This is a genomic window from Yersinia antarctica, assembly GCF_056636475.1.
In genome coordinates this window covers 33,898-58,386 of record NZ_JBSJQF010000001.1, presented here as the reverse complement: position 1 = coordinate 58,386, position 24,489 = coordinate 33,898, and the positions used below count along the sequence as shown (strand labels likewise).

Genomic DNA, 24,489 nt, shown 5'->3' with positions numbered 1-24,489 from the left:
TACTTCTATTTTGTGACCCGGAAACCTATTCCCCTGGAAACAAGAATGGATTGATACTGCTGCGGGCGAATCCTTCACCTTCCATTTTGGCATCAAGAATAAGCGAGGCCAGATCATCAGCAACCGCTTCAACTTGTGGGTCTTTTTCCTGATAGAGAATTTTCAGGTAAGTGCCGCAATCACCACAACTTTCCGCTTTTACTGCCGCCAGTTCACTGTCCAGTGACCAGTAATTCAAATCACGGGTCTGTTCGCAGTTACTGCATTTGATTCGGACCACATGCCACTCACTTTCACACAAGTTGCAGTGCAGATAACGTAAACCGTTTTGGGTACCGATATGCACCACGCTGGAGACCGGAATACTGCCGCAGACTGGGCAGAACTGGCGATGTTCACCATATTCAGCTCGCGCCTTACCGGGGATCTGGCTGGCCATCTGCGCCCAATACAACGATAAAGCCGCCCAGATGAATGGCGCTTTTTCACTGCCGATTTGGGCAAACTCGCGGTTTAACAGCGCATCAGCATACAGTTCCAGCTCATGTACCGATGCCTTATCCAGATTATCCAATACGGCCACAATATGATCCGGGGCATCAGGGCGTAGTTCAGCAATCAGTGCTGACAGGAGCTTACGCCAATGTTCAGTGCGAGGAAAAACACTCAGATCCAGGGGCGGTTTACCGCTGGCAGCGGATTGCTCCAACTCAGCCTGCATATCCAACACCAGCGGATGGTCATGCAGCGCTTTTTGCTGCGCTTGGGTAATTTTAGCCGCAAAATCCAGATAATCGGACAACGGGTTATCCAGCGCAAGTTGCTGTAAACGTTCAGTGCGCCGGGTATACAGGCTTTTTAAATTCGCGAAAAGTAACGGCGGGATATTCCCCGCCGTTGTGCCTTTTTCGCTTTGTTTTCCTAGTTGATCTTTAGGGACAATGCGAATACTCATCAGGGTTTCTCTTCCTGTTTTTTCTGACGCTGACTTTTGGCGTTAACCTCACGGTACCAGCGCGGATGGTGCTTTTTCGCCCACGCCGCCGGTACCCAGCCTTCTACCATCGCGGTAATGGTGCCCTTCACCCACAGGGCAGCATAAACGTGCACCATAATCACGATAATTAACCCGACCGCCGCCAGCGAATGCACCAGCAGTGCCAGGCGAATCAGCGGGATCGGGAAGGAAGGCGCAAAATAAGGCCGCCAGATAACAACACCACTGGCCAACAACAACACCAGACTGATAATAGCAGCCCAGAATACGCACTTCTGACCGAAATTATAGCGCCCCGTGTCACCGACTTCCTCATTCATGGCGATTTTATGGATATTTTTAGCCCATTCCAGGTCTTCCTTATTGATCAGATTATGTTTCCAGTAACGGAAAAACATGATCAGGAAGGCGGCGAACATAATCACCCCGGCAAAGGGGTGAAGGATGCGTGCCAACTGCGGCGTACCAAAAATATTCATCAGCCAGTTAAATGACGGGAAGAAGAACCCCAAACCACTGATAGCGGCCAGTATAAAGCAGAAGGCCACTATCCAGTGGTTGATGCGCTCCGGCGCGCTGTAGCGCTGGATGCGTTTTTCTTTTTTCATTTGGGCGTCTCCCCGTCGTCTGAGTGCTCAGCGGTGGTCTGCTCCGGTGGCGGCAATGACGTGTCAGCAGGTGTTGAATCCGGCTTATCGTCTTCGTCCTCCTCTTCTTCAACCCGGTTCGGGCCGACACCCACATAATGGAAGATACTGGCCGCAAAGGTTGCAGCGAAGCCCACCGCTGCCAGTGGTTTCCAGATCCCCTTCCAGAAGGTGACTGTCGGACTGATGGTCGGGTTCTCCGGCAGACCATGATAGAGCTGCGGTTTATCCGCATGATGCAGTACATACATCACATGGGTACCCCCCACGCCAGCGGGGTCATATAACCCTGCGTTATCAAAGCCACGAGTTTTCAACTCAGCAACCCGGCCCGCAGCGACTTCTTTCATCGACTCTTTGGTGCCAAAGTGAATCGCTCCGGTCGGGCAGGTTTTCACACAGGCAGGTTCCTGGCCAACACCAACGCGATCGACGCACAAGGTACATTTATACACCCGGTTGTCATCTTTGTTCATGCGCGGCACATCGAACGGGCAACCGGCGATGCAGTAACCACAGCCGATACAGTGTTCTGACTGGAAATCGACGATACCATTGGCATACTGAATGATTGCCCCTTCCGACGGACATGCCTTCAGGCAGCCGGGGTCAGCACAATGCATGCAGCCATCCTTACGGATCAGCCACTCCAGCTTGCCGCTCTCTTCATCTTCAACTTCAGAAAAACGCATCACCGTCCATGATTTAGCGGTCAGATCTGCGGGGTTATCGTACACCCCGACGTTATGACCGACTTCATCACGGATATCATTCCACTCCGAACACGCCACCTGACAGGCTTTACAACCGATACAGGTGGTGACGTCGATAAGCTTGGCCACCTCTTGCTGGTGGTTACGATCCTGTGGCGGCGGCGTAAGGGAGTTGGTGCCGGAGCGCCGTATAATGTCTTGGGTTTGCAGTGACATAGGTTCTCTCCGTTACACCTTTTCCACGTTGACCAGAAACGCCTTGAACTCTGGCGTTTGCGTATTGGCATCACCGACAAACGGTGTCAGGGTATTGGCCAGGAAGCCTTTTTTCGCCACCCCTTCGTATCCCCAGTGGATCGGGATACCAATAGTGTCAACTTCCTGCCCATGAACATTCAGCGTACGAATACGTTTGGTCACCACCGCCTTGGCTTTGATATAGCCACGGTTGGAACTGACTTTCACGGTATCGCCCTGCTTAATGCCCTTTTTCGCTGCCAGTTTTTCGCCAATTTCCACAAACTGTTCTGGCTGTGCGATAGCATTGAGCAGCACATGCTTAGTCCAGTAGTGGAAATGCTCGGTCAGACGATAAGTGGTACCGACATACGGGAACTGCTCATGAGAACCCATTGCGGCCAAATCGTCTTTAAACACGCGCGCGGCCGGGTTGGATATCACATTCGGGTGCAGCGGGTTGGTGCCCAACGGCGTTTCAAATGGCTCATAATGTTCCGGGAACGGTCCTTCTGCCATTTTGTCGATGGCAAACAGGCGGCCCATGCCCTCTGGCTGCATGATAAACGGCCCGACATCGCTACCCGGTGCCGCGGCACTGTAATCTGGGATATCAACGCCACCCCATTTGGTGCCATCCCACTCCAGCAACTGGCGTTTCGGATCCCACGGTTTACCTTGTGGGTCAGCAGAGGCACGGTTGTATAGAATGCGGCGGTTAAGCGGCCATGCCCACGCCCAGCCCAGTGTATTGCCAAGGCCGGATGGGTCAGCGTTATCACGGCGTGCCATCTGGTTACCGGCCGGTGTCCAACTACCGGCAAAGATCCAGCATCCACTGGCGGTAGTACCATCATCACGCAGATGAGCGAAGGTACTGAGCTGCTCGCCTTTTTTGACCAGCACTTTGCCGTCAGCATCGGTGATATCAGCCAGTGCTTTACCATTGCTTTCCTGTGCCACTTCTTCTGGCTCTGGATTGTCTGGCGTCAGATAATCCCAGGTCATATTGAGCACCTGTTCTGGCACTGCACCACCGTCCCGATGGTACATGTCACGCAGACGACTAAAGATACCTGCCAAAATGGCACCATCGTTCAATGCTTCGCCCGGTGAATCAGCACCTTTCCAGTGCCATTGCAGCCAGCGGCTGGAGTTAACAATTGAACCGTTTTCTTCAGCAAAACAACTGGATGGCAAGCGGAACACCTCGGTTTGAATTTTCGATGGACTGACATCGTTAAATTCACCGTGGTTTTGCCAGAAATTCGCGGTTTCAGTATTGAGCGGGTCAATAGTTACCAGGAATTTCAGTTTCGACAGTGATGCTACTACTTTGTTTTTGTTCGGGAACGACGCGACCGGGTTAAAGCCCTGGCAAATATAGCCATTCACTTTACCCTGCGACATCATCTCGAAATATTGTAATACGTCATAGCCTTTATCCCACTTCGGCAACCAGTCGTAGCCCCAGCCGTTCTCTTTCTGGGCTTTATCACCGTAGAAACTTTTCATCAAACTGACGAAGAATTTCGGGTAATTGCTCCAGTAGTTAACCTGGCCCGGCAACAGGGTTTTCGGCGTGTTGGCCTTCAGATAAGTGTCAATATCCGGCTGTTTTTCTGACGGCAGATTCAGGTAGCCCGGCAAGCTTTGTGACAGCAAACCCAGGTCAGTTAAACCCTGAATATTAGAGTGACCGCGCAAGGCGTTAATACCGCCCCCCGCCATGCCCATATTGCCCAGTAACAACTGGATCATCGCCATGGTACGGATGTTCTGCGCGCCAACCGAGTGTTGTGTCCAGCCCAGCGCATACAGGAATGTGGCGGTTTTATTGGACACACTGGTTTCGGCGAGATATTCGCAAACCTGCAAGAAATCTTCTTTTGGCGTACCGCAAATATTGGAGACCACCTCTGGCGTGTAACGGCTGACGTGTTCTTTCAGCAAGTTCCACACACAGCGCGGGTCTTGCAGCGTGACATCGCGTTTGGCAAAGCCGTTTTCATCCAACTGGTAATTCCAGGTGGTTTTGTCGTATTTGCGATTTTCGGCGTCATAGCCACTGAACAGGCCGTCATCAAAGGTAAAGTCTTCCCGCACCAGCAAGCTGGCGTTGGTATAAGCTTCGACGTATTCGCGGTTAATTTTGTTGTTGGTCATCAGATACAACAACACGCCGGACAGGAACGCGATATCGCTACCGGAGCGGATTGGCGTATAGAAGTCCGCCACCGATGCAGTACGAGTAAAGCGTGGGTCTATCACCAGCAACTTGGCATTGTTGTGGATTTTGGCTTCCATCGCCCAGCGGAACCCCACCGGATGCGCTTCTGCCGCATTACCGCCCATGACGATAATTAAGTCTGCGTTCTTGATGTCAACCCAGTGGTTGGTCATCGCACCGCGACCAAATGTTGGAGCAAGACTTGCTACCGTTGGTCCGTGTCAGACACGTGCTTGGTTGTCTACGGCAAGCATGCCGAGAGCGCGACTAAATTTCTGGGTCAGATAACCCGTTTCGTTACTGGATGCCGAGGCACACAGCATACCGGTACTCAGCCAACGGTTGACGGTAACACCGGCGTCGTTGGTCTTAATGAAGTTAGCGTCCCGGTCTTCTTTCATCAGCTTGGCAATGCGGTCAAATGCATCATTCCAAGTGATTCGCTGCCATTTATCTGAACCCGGAGCACGGTATTCAGGATATTTCAGGCGGCTTTCGCTATGGATAAAATCCACCAGCCCTGCACCTTTCGGGCACAGCGCGCCACGGTTTACCGGATGGTCCGGGTCCCCTTCGATATGGAAAATACTCTCTTTGGCGTTTTTTGCGCCGTCACCGAGGCTATACATCAAAAGCCCGCAACCAACGGAGCAATATGTACAGGTATTCCGCGTCTCACGGGCGCGCAGCAATTTGTAATTGCGCGTTTCCGCCAGCGCCACTGACGGCGTAAAGCCGAGTGCCGCGACCGTGGTTCCTGCCATACCGCCAGCGCAGATCTTAAAGAACTGCCTTCTGCTGACCTGCATGGGTCTCTCCTTCGTTCATTGTCACATTATTTCAGTTCACACTTCCCTCAACGAAACCGGAAGCGCTAAAATCGCTTACGCGATATCACCTTTATCGGTGTGGGATACATTCTTCTGGAAATAGAATTATACCCATACCATTCTTAATGTGAATGTTACCACATTGTGATTATGGGTTATAACTTTCAGGGCCGCATAGTGAGCCAGATCAAACCTTCAACAATTGACCTCTCCACCGGAATCTGCGGTGCAAAACAACTTAACGTGCTACAGCGCCATCAAATGACCGAGCCGCAATTGGATTGGCTGGCGGAGGAAGTGCCGGTAGCGCTGGTCTACAACGGCATTTCCCATGTGGTGATGATGGCAACCCCGAAAGATCTGGCAGCATTCGCGCTAGGTTTTTCGTTGTCAGAAGGCATTATTAGCGCCCCACAAGATATCTACGCCATTGATGTGACACCAGGCTGTAATGGCATAGAAGTTAACATTGAGTTATCCAGCCGTCGCTTTTCCGGTTTAAAAGAGCGCCGCCGGGCTATGGCCGGCCGCACCGGATGTGGGGTCTGTGGTATTGAACAGCTTGATGATATTTTTCGCCCCATCACCCCTCTGCCTTTCACTCAGACCTTTAATTTGAATCAACTCGATAACGCACTGGCACAACTCAAGCAGGTACAAACTGTGGGTCAGTTGACGGGTTGCACTCATGCTGCGGCCTGGATTAATCCGAAAGGTGAATTGTTGGGTGGTTGTGAAGATGTGGGCCGCCATGTCGCACTGGATAAGCTGCTGGGGATACGGGCCAAACAGCCGTGGCAGCAAGGTGCTGTGCTGGTTTCCAGCCGTGCTAGCTATGAGATGGTGCAGAAAACCGCAATGTGCGGTGCAGAGATTTTATTTGCTGTTTCTGCTGCAACAACCTTAGCGGTTGAAGTTGCCGAGCGCTGTAATCTGACGCTGGTTGGCTTCAGTAAACCCGGTAGAGCAACGGTTTACACCCATCCGCAGCGGATTAGCGAATAGAAAGACCATACAATTAGTACGGCATTGATAATCATTTTCAATATCATTTAATTAACTATAATGATCCGAATGCTTACGCGGCGCTTACTTTTTTTGCACCGCCCTACACTACGGAGACGATGATTATGAGTTACTCACTGCCATCCCTGCCTTATGCTTATGACGCCCTGGAACCCCACTTCGATAAGCAGACGATGGAAATCCATCACACCAAACACCACCAGACCTATGTTAACAATGCAAACACGGTGTTGGAGAGCTTCCCTGAGCTGGCTAAATTCAGCGTTGAAGACCTGATCAAAGATCTGGACAAAGTTCCTGCTGAAAAACGCACTTTTATGCGTAACAACGCCGGCGGCCACGCTAACCACAGCCTGTTCTGGAAAGGGCTGAAACTGGACACAACCCTGAAGGGTGATCTGAAAGCCGCTATTGAGCGCGATTTCGGCAGCGTAGATAGCTTCAAAGAGAAATTTGAAGCTGCTGCGGCAACCCGTTTCGGTTCTGGCTGGGCTTGGCTGGTTCTGAAAGACGACGGCAAGCTGGCGGTTGTATCTACTGCTAACCAAGATAGCCCACTGATGGGCGAAGCAGTTTCTGGCGCATCAGGCTTCCCAATTATTGGCCTGGATGTGTGGGAACACGCTTACTATCTGAAATTCCAAAACCGCCGCCCAGACTACATCAAAGCATTCTGGAACGTGGTTAACTGGGACGAAGCAGCAGCGCGTTTCACTCAAGCCAAATAAGCCGCATAAACCGTATGTTGCATATCCAAAGAACGTGGAGTTGCAGCTAACAACCCTGTAGCTTCAAGTCCGAAGGATACATGCCAGCAAGGTCATCTTGCTGGCATTTTTATTGCTAAAGTTTAGCCAATTTCTGCCGATAGATTGTCCAAGAAGGGCGTTGGTATTCATGGATATAAAGCTCATGAACTATACCCTAAATAATTCGAGTTGCAGGAAGGCAGCCAACGCACATGCAACTTGAAGTATGACGGGTATATCGTTTGGGATAAGTACTCTTGCCAAGGCTACCCCACATACCACCAACTCCCCAAAATCTTCTAATAACTAGACCTCCCCAAACTCACCTACGCTGATTGATTTGCATCAGAGACACCGCATAACGGAGAAGAACATGGCAGTATTTAGCAACGTTTTTGGCAGCTTTGAAAATATGAAAGTCGGTAAAAAGCTGGGATTAAGCTTTTTCCTGATGTTGTTGCTGGTCGGGATCATCGCCGGTACCACCGCTTATCATTTCTCCGTGATTGAAGATCATGCTTATAAAGTTGACCTGAGTTACAAAGTTAACGATGAATCCAATCAGGCAAAATATAATCGCGCATTATATGAACGTACCTACTCTCTGCAATACATCAAAGAAAATTCTCAACATATCAATAATATAAAAAATCTTCTGACCCAGAGCGAAAGTCTTAGTTGGTCGGCAGATAACCGCAAAACCATTAGCAGTATTTCCGATGTGGTAGAGGAGTATCTGCAGCAGCAGAGTAACTTCGTCAATGCCGTAGCCCATAAAGATGATGTGCGCAAAAGCTGGAATATTTCTGAAACCCAGAAGAACCTCAACGAGCTGCAACAAAGCCTACTTAATGAAGGGGCAGATACCAATACCCAAATCCTGCTAGCAGAGATGAACCAGAAGTTGATGACCGTACGCTACAACGCACGCGGCTTATTGCTGGATCGCAACCAGGATGCAGAGTCCTCGCTGATTACCTCAATCAATATCGCTAATAGTGCCGCAAATGCTTTTATGCCGGTGCTATCGGCCGAACAGCAAAAGCTGCTGGCTCCGGTTATCTCCAGCCTGAGTACCTATAAAGATAACGTACTGGCCTATTTACCGGCTTATCAGCAAGAGCTGGAGACCGGTAAAGTGATGGAGTCGAATGCCAACGAATTGAATAAACTGGCCACCCATCTGTTCACCCAAGAGCTGCAAGGGACCCACGCAGAAATCAATAATGCGCAATTGCAGTTAACTATTGCTGCCATTGCCGCACTGCTGTTTGGTCTATTGATTTCATGGCGCATGACCCGCCAGATCACGGTACCACTGCGCACCACACTGGCGATGGCAGAGCGCATTGCTACCGGTGATTTAACTGCGGCGACAACATCAAACCGTACCGATGAGTTGGGCCTGTTGATGAATGCCGTCGCCCGGATGAATGAAAACCTGCGCGCCATGATTGATGAGATCCGCATTGGTGTCAGTCAGGTGTCTCATGCCTCCGGCGAAATTGCTGCCGGTAATACCGATTTATCTTCCCGCACCGAACAGCAGGCTGCGGCTGTAGAGGAAACCGCTGCCAGCATGGAGCAGTTGAATGCCACGGTTAAGCAGAATGCCGATAATGCCCACCATGCTAATCAACTGGCAACCGAGGCATCACAAACCGCACAACAGGGCGGTAAGCTGGTTAACGATGTGGTGCGCACCATGAACGATATCTCCGGTAGCTCCAAACGTATCTCTGAGATTACTTCAGTCATTAACAGTATTGCTTTCCAGACCAATATCTTGGCCTTGAATGCTGCGGTTGAAGCCGCCCGCGCCGGCGAGCAAGGCCGTGGTTTTGCCGTTGTCGCCAGCGAAGTTCGCAATTTGGCACAACGCAGTGCACAAGCGGCGAAAGAAATTGAAGGCTTGATTGGCGAGTCAGTGACTCAGGTAAATGCCGGAACCACGTTGGTGCAAAATGCCGGGCAAACGATGGAGAATATTGTCCGCTCAGTGACCCATGTGCGCGATATTATGGCGGAAATTGCCTCAGCATCCGATGAGCAGAGCCGTGGTATCACGCAGGTTAGCCAGGCTATCTCTGAAATGGACAGCACCACTCAGCAGAATGCGGCCCTGGTGGAAGAGTCTGCCGCCGCCGCCGACTCACTGGCTGAACAAGCCATTTTACTGGCACAGGCCGTCGCCGTGTTCCGCCTATCCGATGCAGAGGCAGAATCGGCACAGAAAAACGTCGGTGCATCCGTGGCACCTAAAAGTACCCCAACACCTCGCTCTGGCACAGAAAGCAGTCGCACCACTCAGCACGATAATTGGGAAACCTTCTGATTATCCGCTAAACCGCGTTACCCGGCAGGAGTAGCCAATGCGGTTACTCCTGCCTATCTCGTCGTTTCGCTCAATCCTATCGATAACCTCTTTTACCTTGGAACCCTGCGGTCAGGCAGGGTATTCTGATTCTCCCTTCCCAACGCAGACAAGGAGAGCAGATGAAGTATCCTCAGGTTTATATCGGTAAAATCGAGCCTTATAACGGCAGTTCCCCGAGCGCGATTGGTAAACGTCAGGTTCAGGGTGGCATCATGCTCACGACGCTGGGATTGGAAGGGGATGAACAAGCCGAGACCCGCTTTCACGGTGGGCCGGACCGCGCCTTATGCCATTATCCACGAGAACACTACTCCCACTGGATAGAGCGATTCCCTGCACAGGAAGATATTTTCGCAGCACCAGCCTATGGCGAAAATATCTCAACCCTCGGCATGACGGAACAAAATGTCTATATGGGGGATATCTACCGCTGGGGAGGGGCAATCATTCAGGTGACTCAACCGCGTTCACCTTGTTACAAGCTCAACTTCCATTTCGCTATCGAGGAGATGTCGGCACTGATGCAGCAGACCGGTTATTGCGGCTGGCTGTATCGCGTAATTTCCACCGGTATTGTTAGTGAGGGCCATGCATTAGAGCTGTTGGCGCGCACCAGTGATATCTCGGTGGCAGAAGCGATTGCCATCGCCTGGCATATGCCTTTCGATAAAGAACAGTATCACCGCTTGCTGGCTGTATCAGGATTATCCACCAGTTGGAGTAAAACTATGCTAACGCGTCTTTCGCAAGGAAAGATCGAGGATTTCAATCGGCGGTTATTAGGTTCTTGATGTATTAATTATCAAATAATACAACACACGATCTTGCCAAGGACGGCAAGTTATATGAAAGAGCAGTAATTAAATAGGTAATTTTAATCACCACCTTGAATATATGATTGGGTTGTATTTGTAAATTTTATTAGAAATGATGATTATTTACTCCAATCCTCAATTCGCAGCTTTTTAACTCTTTCAAACTCTCTAATGTTATTAGTCACTAATATTGCTCCAGCCGAAATTGCGTGTCCGGCTATTGCTGCATCATTTCCGCCAATTGGCGTACCCTGCTTTGCCAGCTCAACTTTAATATTAGTGGTAGCATCTACAGCCGCTGCATCCCACGACAAGATAGCATCTAATCGTTTCACAAATTCATCTACTAAATAGTTATGTTTCGGTGATGCTTTCTTACCAATTGCACCAAACCGCATTTCTGAGTATGTAATGGCTGAAACGACTATTTTATTCTGATGCTCAATACACTGTTGTAATTTTATAATTAATTCAGCAGGGCGTTCCCGCATAATAAAAGAGCAAATATTCGTATCGAGCATATATATTCTTTTCATCATAATTCGAAGCGTCCCTCTTCGATAACGTCTTGTCTTTCCGTAAGAAAATCGTTATCCGCTTTATCTTCATCCATGAATGATACCCATGTAGGGCGGATAGGTCTTAAAATGATATTATCGCCATCTTTGAGTATTTCCAGTTCGGTGACACCCGCAAAGTCCATATCTTTTGGTAAACGTATTGCCCGATTTTGGCCATTTTTGAAAATAGAGACTGTTCTCATATTTTTACTCCTGATAATCGTGTCACTAAAGACACTAGCATATGCTTAGCATATGTCAAGAGAGATGAAAACCCACAACAAACCGGGTAGCGGCCATGCCACACACCCGGTTATTTCGAAAGTCGCAATTAGAACGTTTTTTTCGCGTAGCCGGTCACTTCTTTCAAGCCCATCTCACGGCCTAATGCCGTCATTGGGTGTACCACCACAATACCGCGTACCGCTTTCTTCAGCGTGCCCATATCCGCCTGCTCTTTTTTAGTAATAGCACGGCTGAACGGCAGTTGAGCTAGCTTTTGTGCTTCAGCACTCAGGTTTTTAACCCGCACTTCTTTCAGGCGCTGAATTTCAGCCGCCAGTTTCTCTTTTTCTTTCATATGCTGCGCGATCAAATCCATATTACCCTGTTGGATCACGGTAGGGTCTTTGTGGTTCAACGCATCCAGCATATCGCTTAGACGTTTGATTTCTGCATGTTCTTTCATAGTATTGGCCCGTACATGCCACTGATGGGCACGATATTTCGCTAAAGTTGGGGATAGGATAGCACTGATTGTGCATCAAGATAGAGAGTGTATCAGGATGCGTGCTTTTCAGCAGCAGCCTCCTGTATTGGTTGCCACTGCATGCCGGCCGGTAGGCTGCTAATTTCACAAGCAACCTCCCCGAGCCTGACCAAAGCTTGGGTATAGTGGTGGTTGAACGGATAACAGCACGAGAGGCGAAAAGCATTACGATAGCGGCCACTCGGCGAGTAAAGCGTACCGGGGGTCAGGCATATCTGTTCTTGTAGCAATTGATGAAATAGCGCCACGGTATCGACACAGGCAGGGAACTCGACCCAGAAAACAAAACCCCCTGCTGGTTGGGTCACTTTGGTCCCACGAGGGAAGTATTGTGCAATGAGTTGCTGCGCCTGCTGTACTTGTTGCGCATAACGGCGCCGTAGCCCGCGCAGGTGGTGGTCGTAACCGCCAGACTCCAGAAACAGTGCCAGTGTTTCTGATAATAACGCCGGTTCCGCCATCGACGACACCGCTTTGAGCTTATGTAATGCCTCAGCGAAGCGGCCACCATCAATCCAGCCGATACGGAAGTCCGGGGCCAGTGTTTTGGTGAAGCTGGAACAGAACAGCACCCAACCGTCGCGGTCAAAGGCTTTTACCGCTGGGGACAAAGTAGAACCGAATTGTATTTCTGCATATAAGCCATCTTCTATCAGCGGCACCTGATGATCGTTCATCAACTGTGCCAGGCGCTTTTTCGCCGCCAGTGGCATCGTAAAACCTAACGGGTTCTGCACCGTTGGCATGGCGATCAATGCATTCAACCGCCCCTCCTGAAGCAGTAACTCCAACACATCCAACGATAAACCTTGCTGTGGATCGGTTGGAATCTCCACGGCTTTCAGGCCAAGGCTGGCAAGTAATGGCATCAGATAGAAATAGGTTGGCGATTCCAGCCCGACACAATCACCCGGCTTGGTGGTGACCCGCAACGCTAACTGCAACGCCTCCATACAACCATGCGTAATAGTGATATCTGCCGGATTAGCCAGCATCCCTAGGGTCATGGCGCGGCGGGCGATTTGCTGACGCAGGCGCTGGCATCCTGGTGGCAACGCGTACTGACTGATTAACTGCGGCTCACGACGCAATAGTGATGCCATGATGCGGCCCAACTTGGCACTGGGGTAAAAATCCGCCGTTTGTGGACAGGCGAGCGAGATATTGGTAAAGCGGGGGTTTTGTTGTGCGGCAAATACCGTATCAATTAAATCCAGCACCTCATTTACCGGTTTGCCGACTGTCGCTGTTGGCACCACCGCCGTTGACGGACTACAAACATAAAACCCTGACTGCGGACGCGCTTCAATCAAGCCTCGATCCTCCAGCGTACGGTAAGCTGCCACCACCGTATTGATACTCACCTGATGGTTTTTGGCGTAACCGCGCACTGATGGCAGGCGGCTACCCGCCAGCAAACTGCCTTTCTTAATGGCCTGCGCCAGATTGTCAGCCACTTGCAAGTAGCGAATTTCATTCATAACAACGGGCATGGTGACAGTTCTCCGCAGGTTCAATGGGTACAGTTAAATCTTATACAAACTGTACCCACAACAATAGATAACTTCTGCTTCTGACGCCATAGCGGATTGCTGTTTATGCTGAATCTCTCGATAACATCAATAATATAATACCCACAGTAATTGGAGTTGCAGGTAGGCAACAAGCTTACTCACCCGTGCAGCTTCAAGTACGAAAGGGGAGGATATCCCATGCTAGACAGTGCTTTCATCAGTTACGTTACCGTTATGTCGATCACTCCAGGCCCAAATAACCTGTTATTAGCTGCATCTGGTGTCAATTTTGGCTTACGTCGTACCTTCCCAATGATGTTGGGGATTACCTTTGGCTGCGCGTTGCAATGCGCATTAATGACCACATTGTTGGCATTAATTCTCAGTTGGCTGGGGGTAATTCGCTTGCCACTGGTGACGCTGGGATGTGCATATTTATTCTGGTTATCGTGGAAAATTTTTAATTCCGGTAGCCCGAAGTCAAGAGATGGCCAGCAACCAATGGGGTTTATCCAGGGGGCTTTATTCCAGGCCATTAATCCAAAGGCTTGGCTGATGGCTATGAATGTCGCCATCTTATTTACACCACGTGAAGGTGCTACGCTGAGCCATACCCTACTGATTGTTAGTGGTTTTGCTCTGTTAAATCTGCCTTGTGTGGCCGTTTGGGCGGTGATGGGGGATCAGTTACGCCATGCGTTACGGGTTAACTGGAAACTACGATTATTCAATGGAGTGATGGGGGGCTTGATGGCAATAACAGCATTGTGGCTGTTAGTTGACGAATGGCTCAGTGTGTTGCCGTAACTCAGGCATGGCCGAGTGGTGACAGCTTGGAAACCTGTTTTAAGCTGATGCGGGAGAGCAATTCTGTAATCGAGAGCACCATGGTGGAACGCACCATTTGCTGATAACGCTGGCGTTGCATGGCAATCAGCGACGCGTCTGCTTCATCCGGGCGCAGGAAAGTGGGCACTGGCGGCAATTCAGCCACACAATGTAATTCACCAAATGGCCCGAGGATTTCGTCATCAGTAAAGCGATACTCGGTGCCATCATGGTTTAACTCCTCACGAAGCGCCATCAATAGCTCAGCATCTTCGTATTCATGACGGGTGATCACACCCAAGGCATAAACCAACTTTAGTCGCACAGATAGCTCACCAAGCGGCCCATCGCCAACCAGCAATGGCTCCACGGCATATTTCACCGCATAGTCATCTTTACGAAAAACCTGCACCACGAGAATATTCAGCGCTTCTGCCAATAATTCGACAGCAGCCATCAGGAAACTCCGAACGGTCTTGCCTGCGTTCAGATGCTCAAGTACCCGATTCTCAAATGCCTGTGTTTTTTCAATCATCGCTTGTCACTGAGGTGGTTTCAGAATATCGGGCTACGAAAAGATAAATACCGCGCAATCTGACACGGTATTTATCCCCGTCATACTTCAAGCCGCATGTGCGTTGGCTACGTTCAATAACCCGAATCACTTGACTGCGTAAGCTCATCGGGATTAATGAGCCTCATCCTGGAGGCTCACCCTACGGGCTAGCATAAATGCTGTACAAATCGGTTCCCGACCGATTTGTATCTCGCTTGTCGCCTTCCCGCAACTCGAATTATTTAGGGTATATCACCTAACGCAAACTCATTTTGTTCATCACAAAATTAGTGCGTCAGCTTGTCCTGCATGGCGTTATACACACTCACCGCCTGTTCGACAACCTCGCCATCAGCGGGTAAGCCTGAAATTTGCGCCAAAGCAGCTTTCGGCCCCAATTTCGCCAGTAATTCAACCAATTCCTGAGCTTGTGAGTCTTGCTCACTGCGATAACTCATGGCCGCCGCAATACCGGTTACCAGATTGGTGTGTGGCAGTTGATACTCAAGTGTACCCAATAGCGGTTTGATCAATCGATCACCGGCACTCAGTTTACGCAGTGGCTGACGGCCAACACGTTCAACATCGTCATGCAGGTAAGGGTTCTCAAAACGGGAGATGATTTTATTGATATAAGCGGCATGTTTTTGTGGATCAAAAGCATAGCGTTTAATCAGCACTGCACCGCTCTCTTCCATCGCGCCTTTCACTGTCTGGCGTACTGCTGGGTCCAGAATGGCATCACGGATGGTTTGATGGCCGGCCAGTTGCCCCAGATAGGCCGTTATCGCATGACCGGTGTTCAGGGTGAAGAGTTTACGCTCCACAAACGCCATTAGGTTGTCGGTCAACTCCATACCTGCGATTTCCGGTGGCTGCCCTTTGAACTGGGTACCATCAACAATCCACTCACTGAAGGTCTCTACCGTCACTGCCAGAATATCTGTACTGCCCGCTTCTGATGGCGGCACAATACGGTCTACCGCGGAATCTACGAAACCGACATGTTGCTCAACCCACGCTTGTTCACTTTCCGGTAACGCAGCGAAGACATGCTGTTTTAACTGGCTGGTACCGCGCACCATATTCTCACAGGCGATAATATTCAGCGGACGAGTATTACCTTGTTGATGACGAGCGACTAAGCCTTGTGCCACGGTGCCGGCAATACGTGCCAGAATCTGCGGTCCAACAGCGGTGGTGACAATATCGGCATCAGCAATCAGCGCCACCACGTCTGGGCTACTACTGTTTACTGCACTCACGTTTTTGACTTCTTCAACCCGCGCCTGCTCACCAACCACATTGACCTGATAACTTTTACGTTTATTCAGTTCGTCCAGCAGCGGCTGGTTAACATCTGCGAAGGTCAGTTGCGCACCGGCATCAGCAAGAAGTTTACCAATGAAGCCCCGGCCAATATTACCTGCGCCAAAATGTAATGCTTTCATATTCGTTACCTTTTGCTGTAGAAGGGCCGTTTCTCCCAACGGCCCTATTCAGTTATTGCTGGGTTACTTTTTGCCACCCAATAAGTCCAATACTTCCTGCACGCTGGTAGTTTTACTTAAGCGCTCAATCACCGACTCATCATCCAGCGCATTCGTCAGGCTGGTAATAACATGAATATGCTCATTATTACGGGCCGCGATACCAATCACCAAACGCGCCACTTCATCTTCTTCGTCACCAAAGCGCACGCCGTCAGGGTATTGGCAGAATACTACACCGGTTTTCAACACACGGTCTTTCGCTTCAATGGTACCGTGTGGTACCGCGATAGATTCGCCCAGATAGGTGGAGGTCAGTTTTTCACGTTCCAGCATCGCTTCAACATATTCCGGCTCAACATAACCGCCCTTCACCAACTGCTCACCAGCGAAGCGAATAGCTTGCTCTTTGGTGGCTGCGTGTTGATTGAGGAAAATATTCTCCGCGCCCAGCTTGAACAAGTTGGCTTCAGAGGCTTCAAAGCTATCGTCCAGCGTTTCAATCACTTTCTGAGTGCTTGCTGTCGTGTTAGCCGCCTCCACCAAACGTGCTGTCAGGTTGGTGTACAACTGGCTATCAAGGAAGTTGGTCAACGAGATATGTTGTGCCTGTGGCGCATGGCGCATGGCTCGCTCAGTCAAATCACGGTGGGTGATAACCAAGTCCACATCTTCTGGTAAGTTGTTGATAGCACAGTTAGTCACCGAGATATGTCTCAAGCCCGCATCTTGTACTTTCTTACGCAGCACACCGGCCCCCATCGCACTAGAACCCATACCAGCATCACAAGCTACGATGATTTTACGTACTGTGGTCAGGTCGCCTGCGGCAGCGGCAGCATTCGCCGCTTGTGCGCCTTTAGATTGCGCTTTCATATCTTGTATACGGCGAGTTGCATCTTCCAGGCTGTCTTCCTCGTCGTCTTTGACTTTAGAGGTTTTCAGCAAGATAGCGGATACCACGAAGGAGACGGCAAACGCAGCAGCAACTGCAGCAATGTTGGCAAAATAAGCACCTTTAGGTGTCATCGCCAATACTGCCAGGATAGAACCAGGAGACGCAGGTGATACCAGGCCGCCGTTCAGCACAGTCAGAGTGAACACACCAGTCATACCGCCCAGAATAACCGCCAGCAATAAGCGCGGGTTCATCAGCACGTATGGGAAATAGATTTCGTGGATACCACCGAAGAAGTGGATGATAGCCGCGCCACCAGCAGACTGCTTAGCGTTACCTCTACCGAAGAACATGTAAGCCATCAACACACCCATACCTGGGCCTGGGTTCGCTTCGATCAGGAAGAAGATAGACTTACCGGTTTCAGTCGCCTGCTGGATACCCAGAGGTGAGAAGATACCGTGGTTAATCGCGTTATTCAGGAACAGGATTTTAGCTGGTTCGACGAAGATAGACGTTAATGGCAGCAGGTTAAGCTGCACCATGATATGCACGCCTTTAGCCAACACGTGGGACAACACTTCTACCAGTGGACCAATCGCCATAAAGGCGAGAATCGCCAACAACATCCCGATGATACCGGCTGAGAAGTTGTTAACCAGCATCTCAAAGCCGCTTTTGATTTTACCTTCAACCCAACGGTCAAAGTGTTTGATTGCCCAGCCACCCAGCGGACCCACAATCATCGCACCGAGGAACATCGGCATATCCGCACCAACGATAACCCCCATGGTGGTGATAGCACCCACCACACCACCGCGATCACCCCCCACCAAACGGCCACCGGTAAAACCGATCAGCAGTGGTAACAGGTAGGTGATCATTGGGCCAACCAGTTTGGCTAGTGTTTCATTTGGCAGCCAGCCGGTTGGAATAAACAGTGCGGTGATAATACCCCAGGCAATAAACGCCCCGATATTGGGCATAACCATGTTACTGAGGAATCGGCCAAAATTTTGAATTCTGACCTTTGCGTCTGGTGAAAACATAAAACACCCCTATTGGTACGCGCTAACAATAAGAGCGCGATATAATTGTTTTGTTGAGGCAGTTCTGCAAAACCCGCCGGTGCTATCGAATACAAACACGCTGTATGCAAAACAAACTCTAGCATGCTCCTTTATTCACGCGTAGCTCACTGCATTTATGTGACATAAGTCACACCAAACCCCCTATTATAGGGGTGTGTTTGTTGACGCAGATCACACTAAATGACTGTAAGAAAACCACGACGACGAATTTTTAAGCTAAAAAGCTCGATAAGAGTGATATAAATCACATTTTGCGTGGGTTAGTTTGTTTTGAAAATGTGATGTTAATCACAAGTTATTTTTGCTCGTAGAGAGGAGATGAGACATTCACCCTGCTAATAACCTCTCAGACTCAACTCTCGGTAGAAATGTGTAATAAAACAACAGGGGGAAGGGGGCACATTATTGGAGCGGGTTTCGGTTGATATGGGTTTAGTGCTTAGGTTCGGATCAGGTTTCGGTTGATAAACGCTCAGAGGTCATTTTAGCTCAGTCGCCTCAACCGAGTTAAGGCCCATAAGCGTGGGCCTTAACAATCCGCGCTTGCGCACGTATCGCTTGCCTGCTGCGCAGGTTCCCTCGCTCAAATGTGCTTTTAAAGTCAAAAGAGAAAATCAAAACCTAAAGCGATGGTTTTGACGTTGAGCGCAATCAGGAATATTGCCGGCAAGGAGTGAGGGTAGAGTGAGCGGGCATGGAAGCCCGCGAAAAGCGCGCTTGAGCAGGAGCGAACGCGCTGGCTCGTCAGCCCGAAAGACGCGGACGGTTTATCCGCAGGGCAATATTTCGCGCAAGCGCGGGATTGCACAAGGGGCCACGCTTATGGCCCCTTTGCCGGTTGGTTCATCGCAGGTTAAGTAAATTCAGTTACTTTAACAACCGAACTTATTCACTTATCAAATACTAACCGAAAGAATAACTCGATCAGTCCTAACAACCGAACCGATCACCAAATCAAATCAAATCAAATCAAATCAAATCAACCAAAACCATCACTGCATGACACTCGCAACACTCTTCTGTGCCGTCATCATCGCCGGATACTTGGCGACTAAATTAGCCATCATCGTGTTATATAGCGCTGCTTGCTGTGGGGTCTGGAATTGAACGCCGCCATTATTGAAAGTGACCTGCGTTCCCTGCTGCTGCAAGAAATCACCAACTTGTGCCAGATCCTGCACAAAAGCAGAAATCACCGGCACTGCTGGGATCAACACATTGGCTGTCTGAGTCACAATATTATCGAAAGCTTTATTAAATACCACTTTCAAATCATCAGGCTGTTTCAATGCAGCAACCGCACTATCGGCTTGTGTTTTTGCCGTACGAATCTGTTGCACTAACAAGTTCAATGCACCTGCGGACTGCTGTAATGCATCACGCTTGGCGAGATAATCCTGCGCCACGCGAATCTCATTGATTTGAGCAATCGCCGGGCTCAAGCTGGCATCAACAGATTTGGTAAGCTGCTGTGAAAAAGTGACTAAAATCGCATAATCACTGACATAAGGGCCAAATTTCTGTTTTTGATCTTCGCTCAGTGTTGGCAGTTTCATCCCGCTACGCATCACTGTATTTTGCAGATAATCAATAAAAGCCTTACGTTGTTCTGGCTCTTTATCCCCGCAGGCGGTCAATTGGAACACCACCAGTAACGCCAGTAATGGCGCTAACCAACGTGAATATCGGGCTGTATTCAGTGCAAAAGTCATGTGAAACTACTCCTGTAGTAAGTACTTATTTTCACAAAATCCCATTCTTATCATCTAACGTGAGTAATAAGAATAGCTAAGGGGAGCGATATACGCTCCCCTGTGACCAGCCAAGTACAGAATTACTGTAATAACGAAATATCAGCAACCTGCAAGAATAGCTCGCGTAATTTACTCAGCAATGTCAGACGGTTGATCCGCACTGCATCGTCCTCTGCCATAACCATAACACTGTCGAAGAACTCATCGACCGTTTCTCGCAGAGCTGCCAGTTCCACCAGCGCTTCCTGATAGTGACCCGCAGCAAAGACTGGCTCCAGTTTGTCACGCAACACCACTAAATGTGTTGCCAGTTTCAGCTCTGCCGGCTCTTTTAACACCGAGGCATGCACATGGTCATTCAGGGTATCAGTGGATTTCGCCAGAATATTCGATACACGCTTGTTAGCAGCAGCCAATGTCGCTGCGGCATCCAGGGTACGGAAATAGGTCACCGCCTTCACCCGCGCATCAAAATCAGCCGGTTTGGTTGGACGACGAGCCAGTACCGCCTGAATAGTGTCAACGCTGTGACCTTCATCCTGATACCAGGCACGGAAACGGCCCAGCATGAACTCAATCACTTCATCGACCACGTTGCCATTGGTCAGCTTGCTGCCATACAGGCGCACCGCCTCTTCAGTCAGCGTTTGCAGATCAAGTGGCAAGTTCTTCTCGACGATAATGCGCAGTACTCCCAACGCCGCACGGCGCAGCGCAAACGGGTCTTTATCACCTTTCGGATGTTGACCAATGCCGAAAATACCGGCCAATGTGTCCATCTTATCGGCAATCGCTAATGCACAAGCAACTGGGTTAGATGGCAAATCATCACCGGCAAACCGTGGCTGGTATTGCTCATTCAGCGCTACAGCAACATCTTCAGCTTCACCATCGTGACGGGCATAGTGCATCCCCATCACACCTTGAGTATCGGTGAATTCAAACACCATGTTGGTCATCAGGTCACATTTGGACAGCAGACCTGCACGGGTAGCATGGTTAACGTCCGCGCCAATCTGTGCGGCAACCCAGCCCGCCAATGCTTGAATACGGTCGGTCTTGTCACGCAACGTCCCCAATTGCTGTTGGAACAGCACGGTTTCCAGACGCGGCAAATTGTCTTCCAGACGTTTTTTACGGTCAGTCTTAAAGAAAAACTCCGCATCAGCCAAGCGCGGACGAACCACTTTCTCGTTACCGGAAATAATCTGTTGAGGATCTTTAGATTCGATATTGGCAACAAAAATGAAGTTTGGCAGTAGGCTACCGGCAGCATCGTAAACCGGGAAGTACTTCTGGTCACCTTTCATGGTGTAGACCAGTGCTTCCGCAGGTACTGCTAGGAATTTCTCTTCAAACTTGGCGGTTAGCACCACCGGCCATTCAACCAGTGATGTCACTTCTTCCAGCAAGCTTTCACTCAGATCAGCAATACCGCCAATCTTCTGCGCTGCCAGTTCTGCATCACGCTTGATTATAGCTTTACGTGATTCATAATCAGCGATGACTTTACCGCGCTCCAGCAAAATCTGCGGGTATTGGTCAGCGTTATCAATAGTGAACTCAGCCTCACCCATAAAGCGGTGACCACGAATAATGCGGTCTGAATCGATACCTAACACAGTGCCTGGAATCAATTCGCTGCCTAACAGCAGGGTTACAGTATGAACCGGGCGAACGAATTGGGTTTCTTTATCACCCCAGCGCATCAGTTTTGGAATAGGCAGCTTACTCAGCGCGCTATTCACCATATCTGCCAGCAGTAATTGTGCTGATTGGCCTTTGACATGGGCGCGGTACAGCAGCCATTCGCCTTTGTCAGTAACCAGGCGTTCAGCCTGATCGACAGTAATACCACAACCCCGTGCCCAGCCTTCGGCGGCTTTGCTCGGTTTACCTTCAGCATCAAAAGCTTGCGCAATGGCAGGGCCGCGTTTTTCAACTTCACGATCCGCCTGAGCCGCGCTTAAATCGGCCACTTTTACCGCCAGACGGCGCGGCGCAGCATACCAAACCACCTCACCATGAGGCAGGTTGGCGTTATCCAGTTCAGCAGTAAAGTTGGCAGCAAAAGATTCGGCCAGAGAACGAAGAGCCTTCGGCGGCAACTCTTCCGTGCCGATTTCCACCAGGAAAGTCTGTTGAGTCATGACAGCCTCTTAGTTCTGATTCTTTTTGCACATAGGGAAGCCCAACGCCTCGCGGGAAGCATAATAAGCCTCGGCGACAGCTTTGGTCAGCGTACGAATGCGCAGAATATAGCGTTGGCGCTCGGTCACCGAGATGGCTTTACGGGCGTCCAGCAGGTTAAACGTATGGCCAGCTTTCAGAATGCGCTCATAAGCGGGCAGCGGCAGCGGGTTTTCCAGTGCCAGCAGCGACTGAGCTTCTTTCTCATACTGCTCAAAGCAGGAGAACAGGAAATCCACATCGGCGTATTCGAAGTTATAGGTGGATTGCTCCACTTCATTCTGATGATAAATATCGCCATAAGTGGTTTTGCCCAGCGGACCGTCGCACCAAATCAGGTCATAAACGCTGTCTACACCCTGAATGTACATCGCTAAACGTTCCAGACCATAGGTTATCTCGCCAGTGACCGGTTTACATTCCAAACCGCCCACTTGCTGGAAGTAAGTGAACTGCGTCACTTCCATCCCGTTCAACCACACTTCCCAGCCCAGACCCCAGGCACCCAAGGTCGGGTTCTCCCAGTTGTCTTCGACAAAGCGGATATCGTGGATAGTCGGGTCCAGACCCAGTTCTCTCAGCGAGCCTAAATACAGCTCCTGAATGTTGTCTGGTGAAGGCTTAATGATCACCTGGAACTGATAATAGTGTTGCAGGCGATTTGGGTTCTCACCGTAGCGACCATCGGTCGGGCGGCGTGAAGGTTGTACATAAGCGGCAGCGATTGGCTCTGGGCCAAGTGCACGCAGGCAGGTCATTGGGTGGGAGGTACCCGCGCCGACTTCCATGTCCAGTGGTTGAACAATGGTGCAGCCTTGGCGCGCCCAATAGTCCTGTAACGTCAGGATCAGGCCCTGAAAGGTCTTGGTATCAAACTTTTGCATGTTGGATTCGCACGCGATACAAGTGGATTAAAATGGAATGAGTCAGTATACCCGTTGACCGTAAGATATACAGCCAGAATCCGGCAAGATGCAACAATCAAGATGGATTTGTCGATAAAATGAGCCTTTCACTGTATTCCAACTGATTATTCTGCTCTGCGCCAACAAAGGTAAAGAGTCCGTCGATAGGTTGCTAATCAGCTAATGAACAGCGATCATCCTCTGCTAAGTCAGATAATAAAAAGGAAGACGAGTTATGAGTCTACAACGCTGCGGTTGGGTCACCTCTGATCCTCTCTATCTCGCTTATCACGACACTGAATGGGGTATCCCACGGACCGACAGTCAGGCGCTGTTCGAAATGCTCTGCCTCGAAGGGCAACAAGCCGGACTGTCATGGATAACCGTGCTGAAAAAACGTGAACACTACCGCAAGTGCTTCCATAATTTTGATCCGGTGCGTGTGGCGAAAATGGGGCCAGACGATGTAGAAAAACTGGTGCTGGACAGCGGTATTATCCGTCATCGCGGTAAGATTCAGGCCATTATCACCAATGCACAGGCTTATCTGGCCATGGAAGCCAACGGTGAGGATTTTTCGCGCTTTATCTGGAGTTTTGTTGATGGCGAGCCAAAAATTAACCATTGGTGGTGTCTGGCGGAGTCACCCGCAACCACACCCGTATCAGATGCAATGTCAAAAGCATTGAAAAAAAAAGGTTTTAAATTTATCGGTTCCACCATTTGCTACGCATTTATGCAGGCCAGCGGTTTAGTGAACGACCATCTGGCAAGCTGTTTTTGTCACCCGGATAACGCCGTAAAATGATTCGACCTTACCAACCAAGCGATCTCGATGACCTGATGCAATTGTGGCTGACCAGTACCATTGCTGCGCATCCTTTTGTGGCCGAACAATACTGGCACGAGAGCGCCCCGTTGGTACGGAATACCTATCTCCCGGCGGCACGCACTTGGCTATATTTGTCAGCGGAAACTACCGGTGATGCTAACCCCATTGCAGGCTTTATTAGTATTCTCGAAGAACAACTGGTCGGCGCGCTGTTCGTCACCCAATCCTTGCACGGTAAGGGGATTGGGCAAGCGTTGATGGATTACGTTCAACAGTGCTACTGCGCGCTAACTCTAGAGGTCTACCAACGAAATCAGCGTGCCTATCACTTCTATCGTAAACAAGGTTTTACCGTAGTAGGGAAAACCTATAATGCAGAGACCAAAAACACTATCCTGACCCTGCATTGGCAGCGCCCATTTAACTCATCCCTGCTTTAACTCTCCCTGCATCTGACAAATTTTAATAACCGGTTCAAATC

21 protein-coding genes are annotated in these 24,489 nt (G+C 49.9%); 7 read left to right on the top strand and 14 right to left on the bottom strand.

What is annotated here, in order from left to right:
• Window positions 1–25 precede the first annotated feature (25 nt).
• From fdhE to fdnG, 4 genes are read right to left on the bottom strand one after another with little or no spacing between them, the layout of a single operon-like run.
• The gene (gene fdhE, locus ACWJJO_RS00240; protein WP_083161459.1) at window positions 26–955 is read right to left on the bottom strand and encodes a formate dehydrogenase accessory protein FdhE; all 930 of its coding nucleotides are present in this window, start codon (window positions 953–955) and stop codon (window positions 26–28) included.
• Window positions 955–1,605 (bottom strand): formate dehydrogenase cytochrome b556 subunit, encoded by a 651-nt coding sequence (gene fdoI, locus ACWJJO_RS00235; protein ID WP_083161461.1) that lies wholly within the window; start codon window positions 1,603–1,605, stop codon window positions 955–957. Before fdoI ends, fdhE begins: the two co-directional genes overlap by 1 nt.
• A complete protein-coding gene (gene fdxH / locus ACWJJO_RS00230; protein ID WP_420072741.1) occupies window positions 1,602–2,573 on the bottom strand; it encodes a formate dehydrogenase subunit beta in 972 nt (323 codons plus the stop codon). Before fdxH ends, fdoI begins: the two co-directional genes overlap by 4 nt.
• A gap of 12 nt (window positions 2,574–2,585) precedes the next feature.
• Window positions 2,586–5,633, bottom strand: a complete 3,048-nt coding sequence (gene fdnG / locus ACWJJO_RS00225) for a formate dehydrogenase-N subunit alpha (protein WP_102970500.1) — start codon at window positions 5,631–5,633, stop codon at window positions 2,586–2,588.
• Window positions 5,634–5,804: 171 nt separating this feature from the next.
• Between fdnG and fdhD the strand changes: the two genes are divergently transcribed.
• The 4 genes from fdhD (at window position 5,805) to yiiM (ending at window position 10,597) form a co-directional block, all read left to right on the top strand.
• On the top strand, window positions 5,805–6,659 hold the full coding sequence (fdhD, locus tag ACWJJO_RS00220) for a formate dehydrogenase accessory sulfurtransferase FdhD (protein WP_481090500.1): 855 nt from the start codon (window positions 5,805–5,807) through the stop codon (window positions 6,657–6,659).
• Between the two features lie 125 nt (window positions 6,660–6,784).
• Entirely contained in the window at window positions 6,785–7,408 is a 624-nt protein-coding gene (sodA, locus tag ACWJJO_RS00215) for a superoxide dismutase [Mn] (protein WP_050311298.1), read from the top strand.
• A 394-nt stretch (window positions 7,409–7,802) separates the two neighbouring features.
• On the top strand, window positions 7,803–9,764 hold the full coding sequence (locus tag ACWJJO_RS00210; protein ID WP_083161467.1) for a methyl-accepting chemotaxis protein: 1,962 nt from the start codon (window positions 7,803–7,805) through the stop codon (window positions 9,762–9,764).
• A gap of 161 nt (window positions 9,765–9,925) precedes the next feature.
• Entirely contained in the window at window positions 9,926–10,597 is a 672-nt protein-coding gene (gene yiiM / locus ACWJJO_RS00205) for a 6-hydroxyaminopurine reductase (protein WP_083161469.1), read from the top strand.
• Between the two features lie 143 nt (window positions 10,598–10,740).
• Here the strand turns inward: yiiM and ACWJJO_RS00200 are convergent, their stop codons facing one another.
• The 4 genes from ACWJJO_RS00200 to ACWJJO_RS00185 all read right to left on the bottom strand — a co-directional run bounded on the left by ACWJJO_RS00200 (window position 10,741) and on the right by ACWJJO_RS00185 (window position 13,443).
• Window positions 10,741–11,160 carry a type II toxin-antitoxin system VapC family toxin gene (locus tag ACWJJO_RS00200; protein WP_050086921.1) on the bottom strand — a complete coding sequence of 140 codons (420 nt, stop codon included), beginning with the start codon at window positions 11,158–11,160 and terminating at the stop codon, window positions 10,741–10,743.
• Window positions 11,157–11,384, bottom strand: a complete 228-nt coding sequence (gene vapB / locus ACWJJO_RS00195; RefSeq protein WP_050086923.1) for a type II toxin-antitoxin system VapB family antitoxin — start codon at window positions 11,382–11,384, stop codon at window positions 11,157–11,159. Before vapB ends, ACWJJO_RS00200 begins: the two co-directional genes overlap by 4 nt.
• Window positions 11,385–11,512: 128 nt before the next feature.
• Window positions 11,513–11,869, bottom strand: coding sequence for a YibL family ribosome-associated protein (locus ACWJJO_RS00190; RefSeq protein WP_481090499.1), 357 nt, complete (start codon window positions 11,867–11,869; stop codon window positions 11,513–11,515).
• Between the two features lie 92 nt (window positions 11,870–11,961).
• Window positions 11,962–13,443 carry an aminotransferase-like domain-containing protein gene (locus ACWJJO_RS00185; RefSeq protein ID WP_372568441.1) on the bottom strand — a complete coding sequence of 494 codons (1,482 nt, stop codon included), beginning with the start codon at window positions 13,441–13,443 and terminating at the stop codon, window positions 11,962–11,964.
• A gap of 219 nt (window positions 13,444–13,662) precedes the next feature.
• Between ACWJJO_RS00185 and ACWJJO_RS00180 the strand changes: the two genes are divergently transcribed.
• Entirely contained in the window at window positions 13,663–14,271 is a 609-nt protein-coding gene (locus ACWJJO_RS00180; RefSeq protein ID WP_083161473.1) for a LysE family translocator, read from the top strand.
• Between the two features lies 1 nt (window position 14,272).
• On the opposite strand, the gene ACWJJO_RS00175 is transcribed toward ACWJJO_RS00180, so the two are convergent.
• The 6 genes from ACWJJO_RS00175 to glyQ form a co-directional block, all read right to left on the bottom strand.
• Window positions 14,273–14,827, bottom strand: a complete 555-nt coding sequence (locus ACWJJO_RS00175; RefSeq protein ID WP_005186837.1) for an MltR family transcriptional regulator — start codon at window positions 14,825–14,827, stop codon at window positions 14,273–14,275.
• A gap of 308 nt (window positions 14,828–15,135) precedes the next feature.
• The gene (locus ACWJJO_RS00170; protein ID WP_420072742.1) at window positions 15,136–16,299 is read right to left on the bottom strand and encodes a mannitol-1-phosphate 5-dehydrogenase; all 1,164 of its coding nucleotides are present in this window, start codon (window positions 16,297–16,299) and stop codon (window positions 15,136–15,138) included.
• Window positions 16,300–16,362: 63 nt separating this feature from the next.
• Window positions 16,363–18,285, bottom strand: coding sequence for a PTS mannitol transporter subunit IICBA (locus tag ACWJJO_RS00165; protein WP_372560220.1), 1,923 nt, complete (start codon window positions 18,283–18,285; stop codon window positions 16,363–16,365).
• A 1,034-nt stretch (window positions 18,286–19,319) separates the two neighbouring features.
• On the bottom strand, window positions 19,320–20,039 hold the full coding sequence (locus ACWJJO_RS00160) for a DUF3053 domain-containing protein (protein ID WP_481090498.1): 720 nt from the start codon (window positions 20,037–20,039) through the stop codon (window positions 19,320–19,322).
• 122 nt (window positions 20,040–20,161) lie between these two features.
• A complete protein-coding gene (gene glyS / locus ACWJJO_RS00155; RefSeq protein WP_372568439.1) occupies window positions 20,162–22,231 on the bottom strand; it encodes a glycine--tRNA ligase subunit beta in 2,070 nt (689 codons plus the stop codon).
• Window positions 22,232–22,240: 9 nt separating this feature from the next.
• Window positions 22,241–23,155: a glycine--tRNA ligase subunit alpha gene (gene glyQ / locus ACWJJO_RS00150; protein ID WP_005186828.1), complete on the bottom strand. Its 915-nt coding sequence runs from the start codon at window positions 23,153–23,155 to the stop codon at window positions 22,241–22,243.
• A gap of 256 nt (window positions 23,156–23,411) precedes the next feature.
• Between glyQ and ACWJJO_RS00145 the strand changes: the two genes are divergently transcribed.
• Window positions 23,412–23,984 (top strand): DNA-3-methyladenine glycosylase I, encoded by a 573-nt coding sequence (locus ACWJJO_RS00145; RefSeq protein WP_083161484.1) that lies wholly within the window; start codon window positions 23,412–23,414, stop codon window positions 23,982–23,984.
• Window positions 23,981–24,448 carry an N-acetyltransferase gene (locus ACWJJO_RS00140; protein WP_083161486.1) on the top strand — a complete coding sequence of 156 codons (468 nt, stop codon included), beginning with the start codon at window positions 23,981–23,983 and terminating at the stop codon, window positions 24,446–24,448. The genes ACWJJO_RS00145 and ACWJJO_RS00140 overlap by 4 nt, the downstream gene beginning before the upstream one ends.
• The last annotated feature ends 41 nt before the right edge of the window (window positions 24,449–24,489 follow it).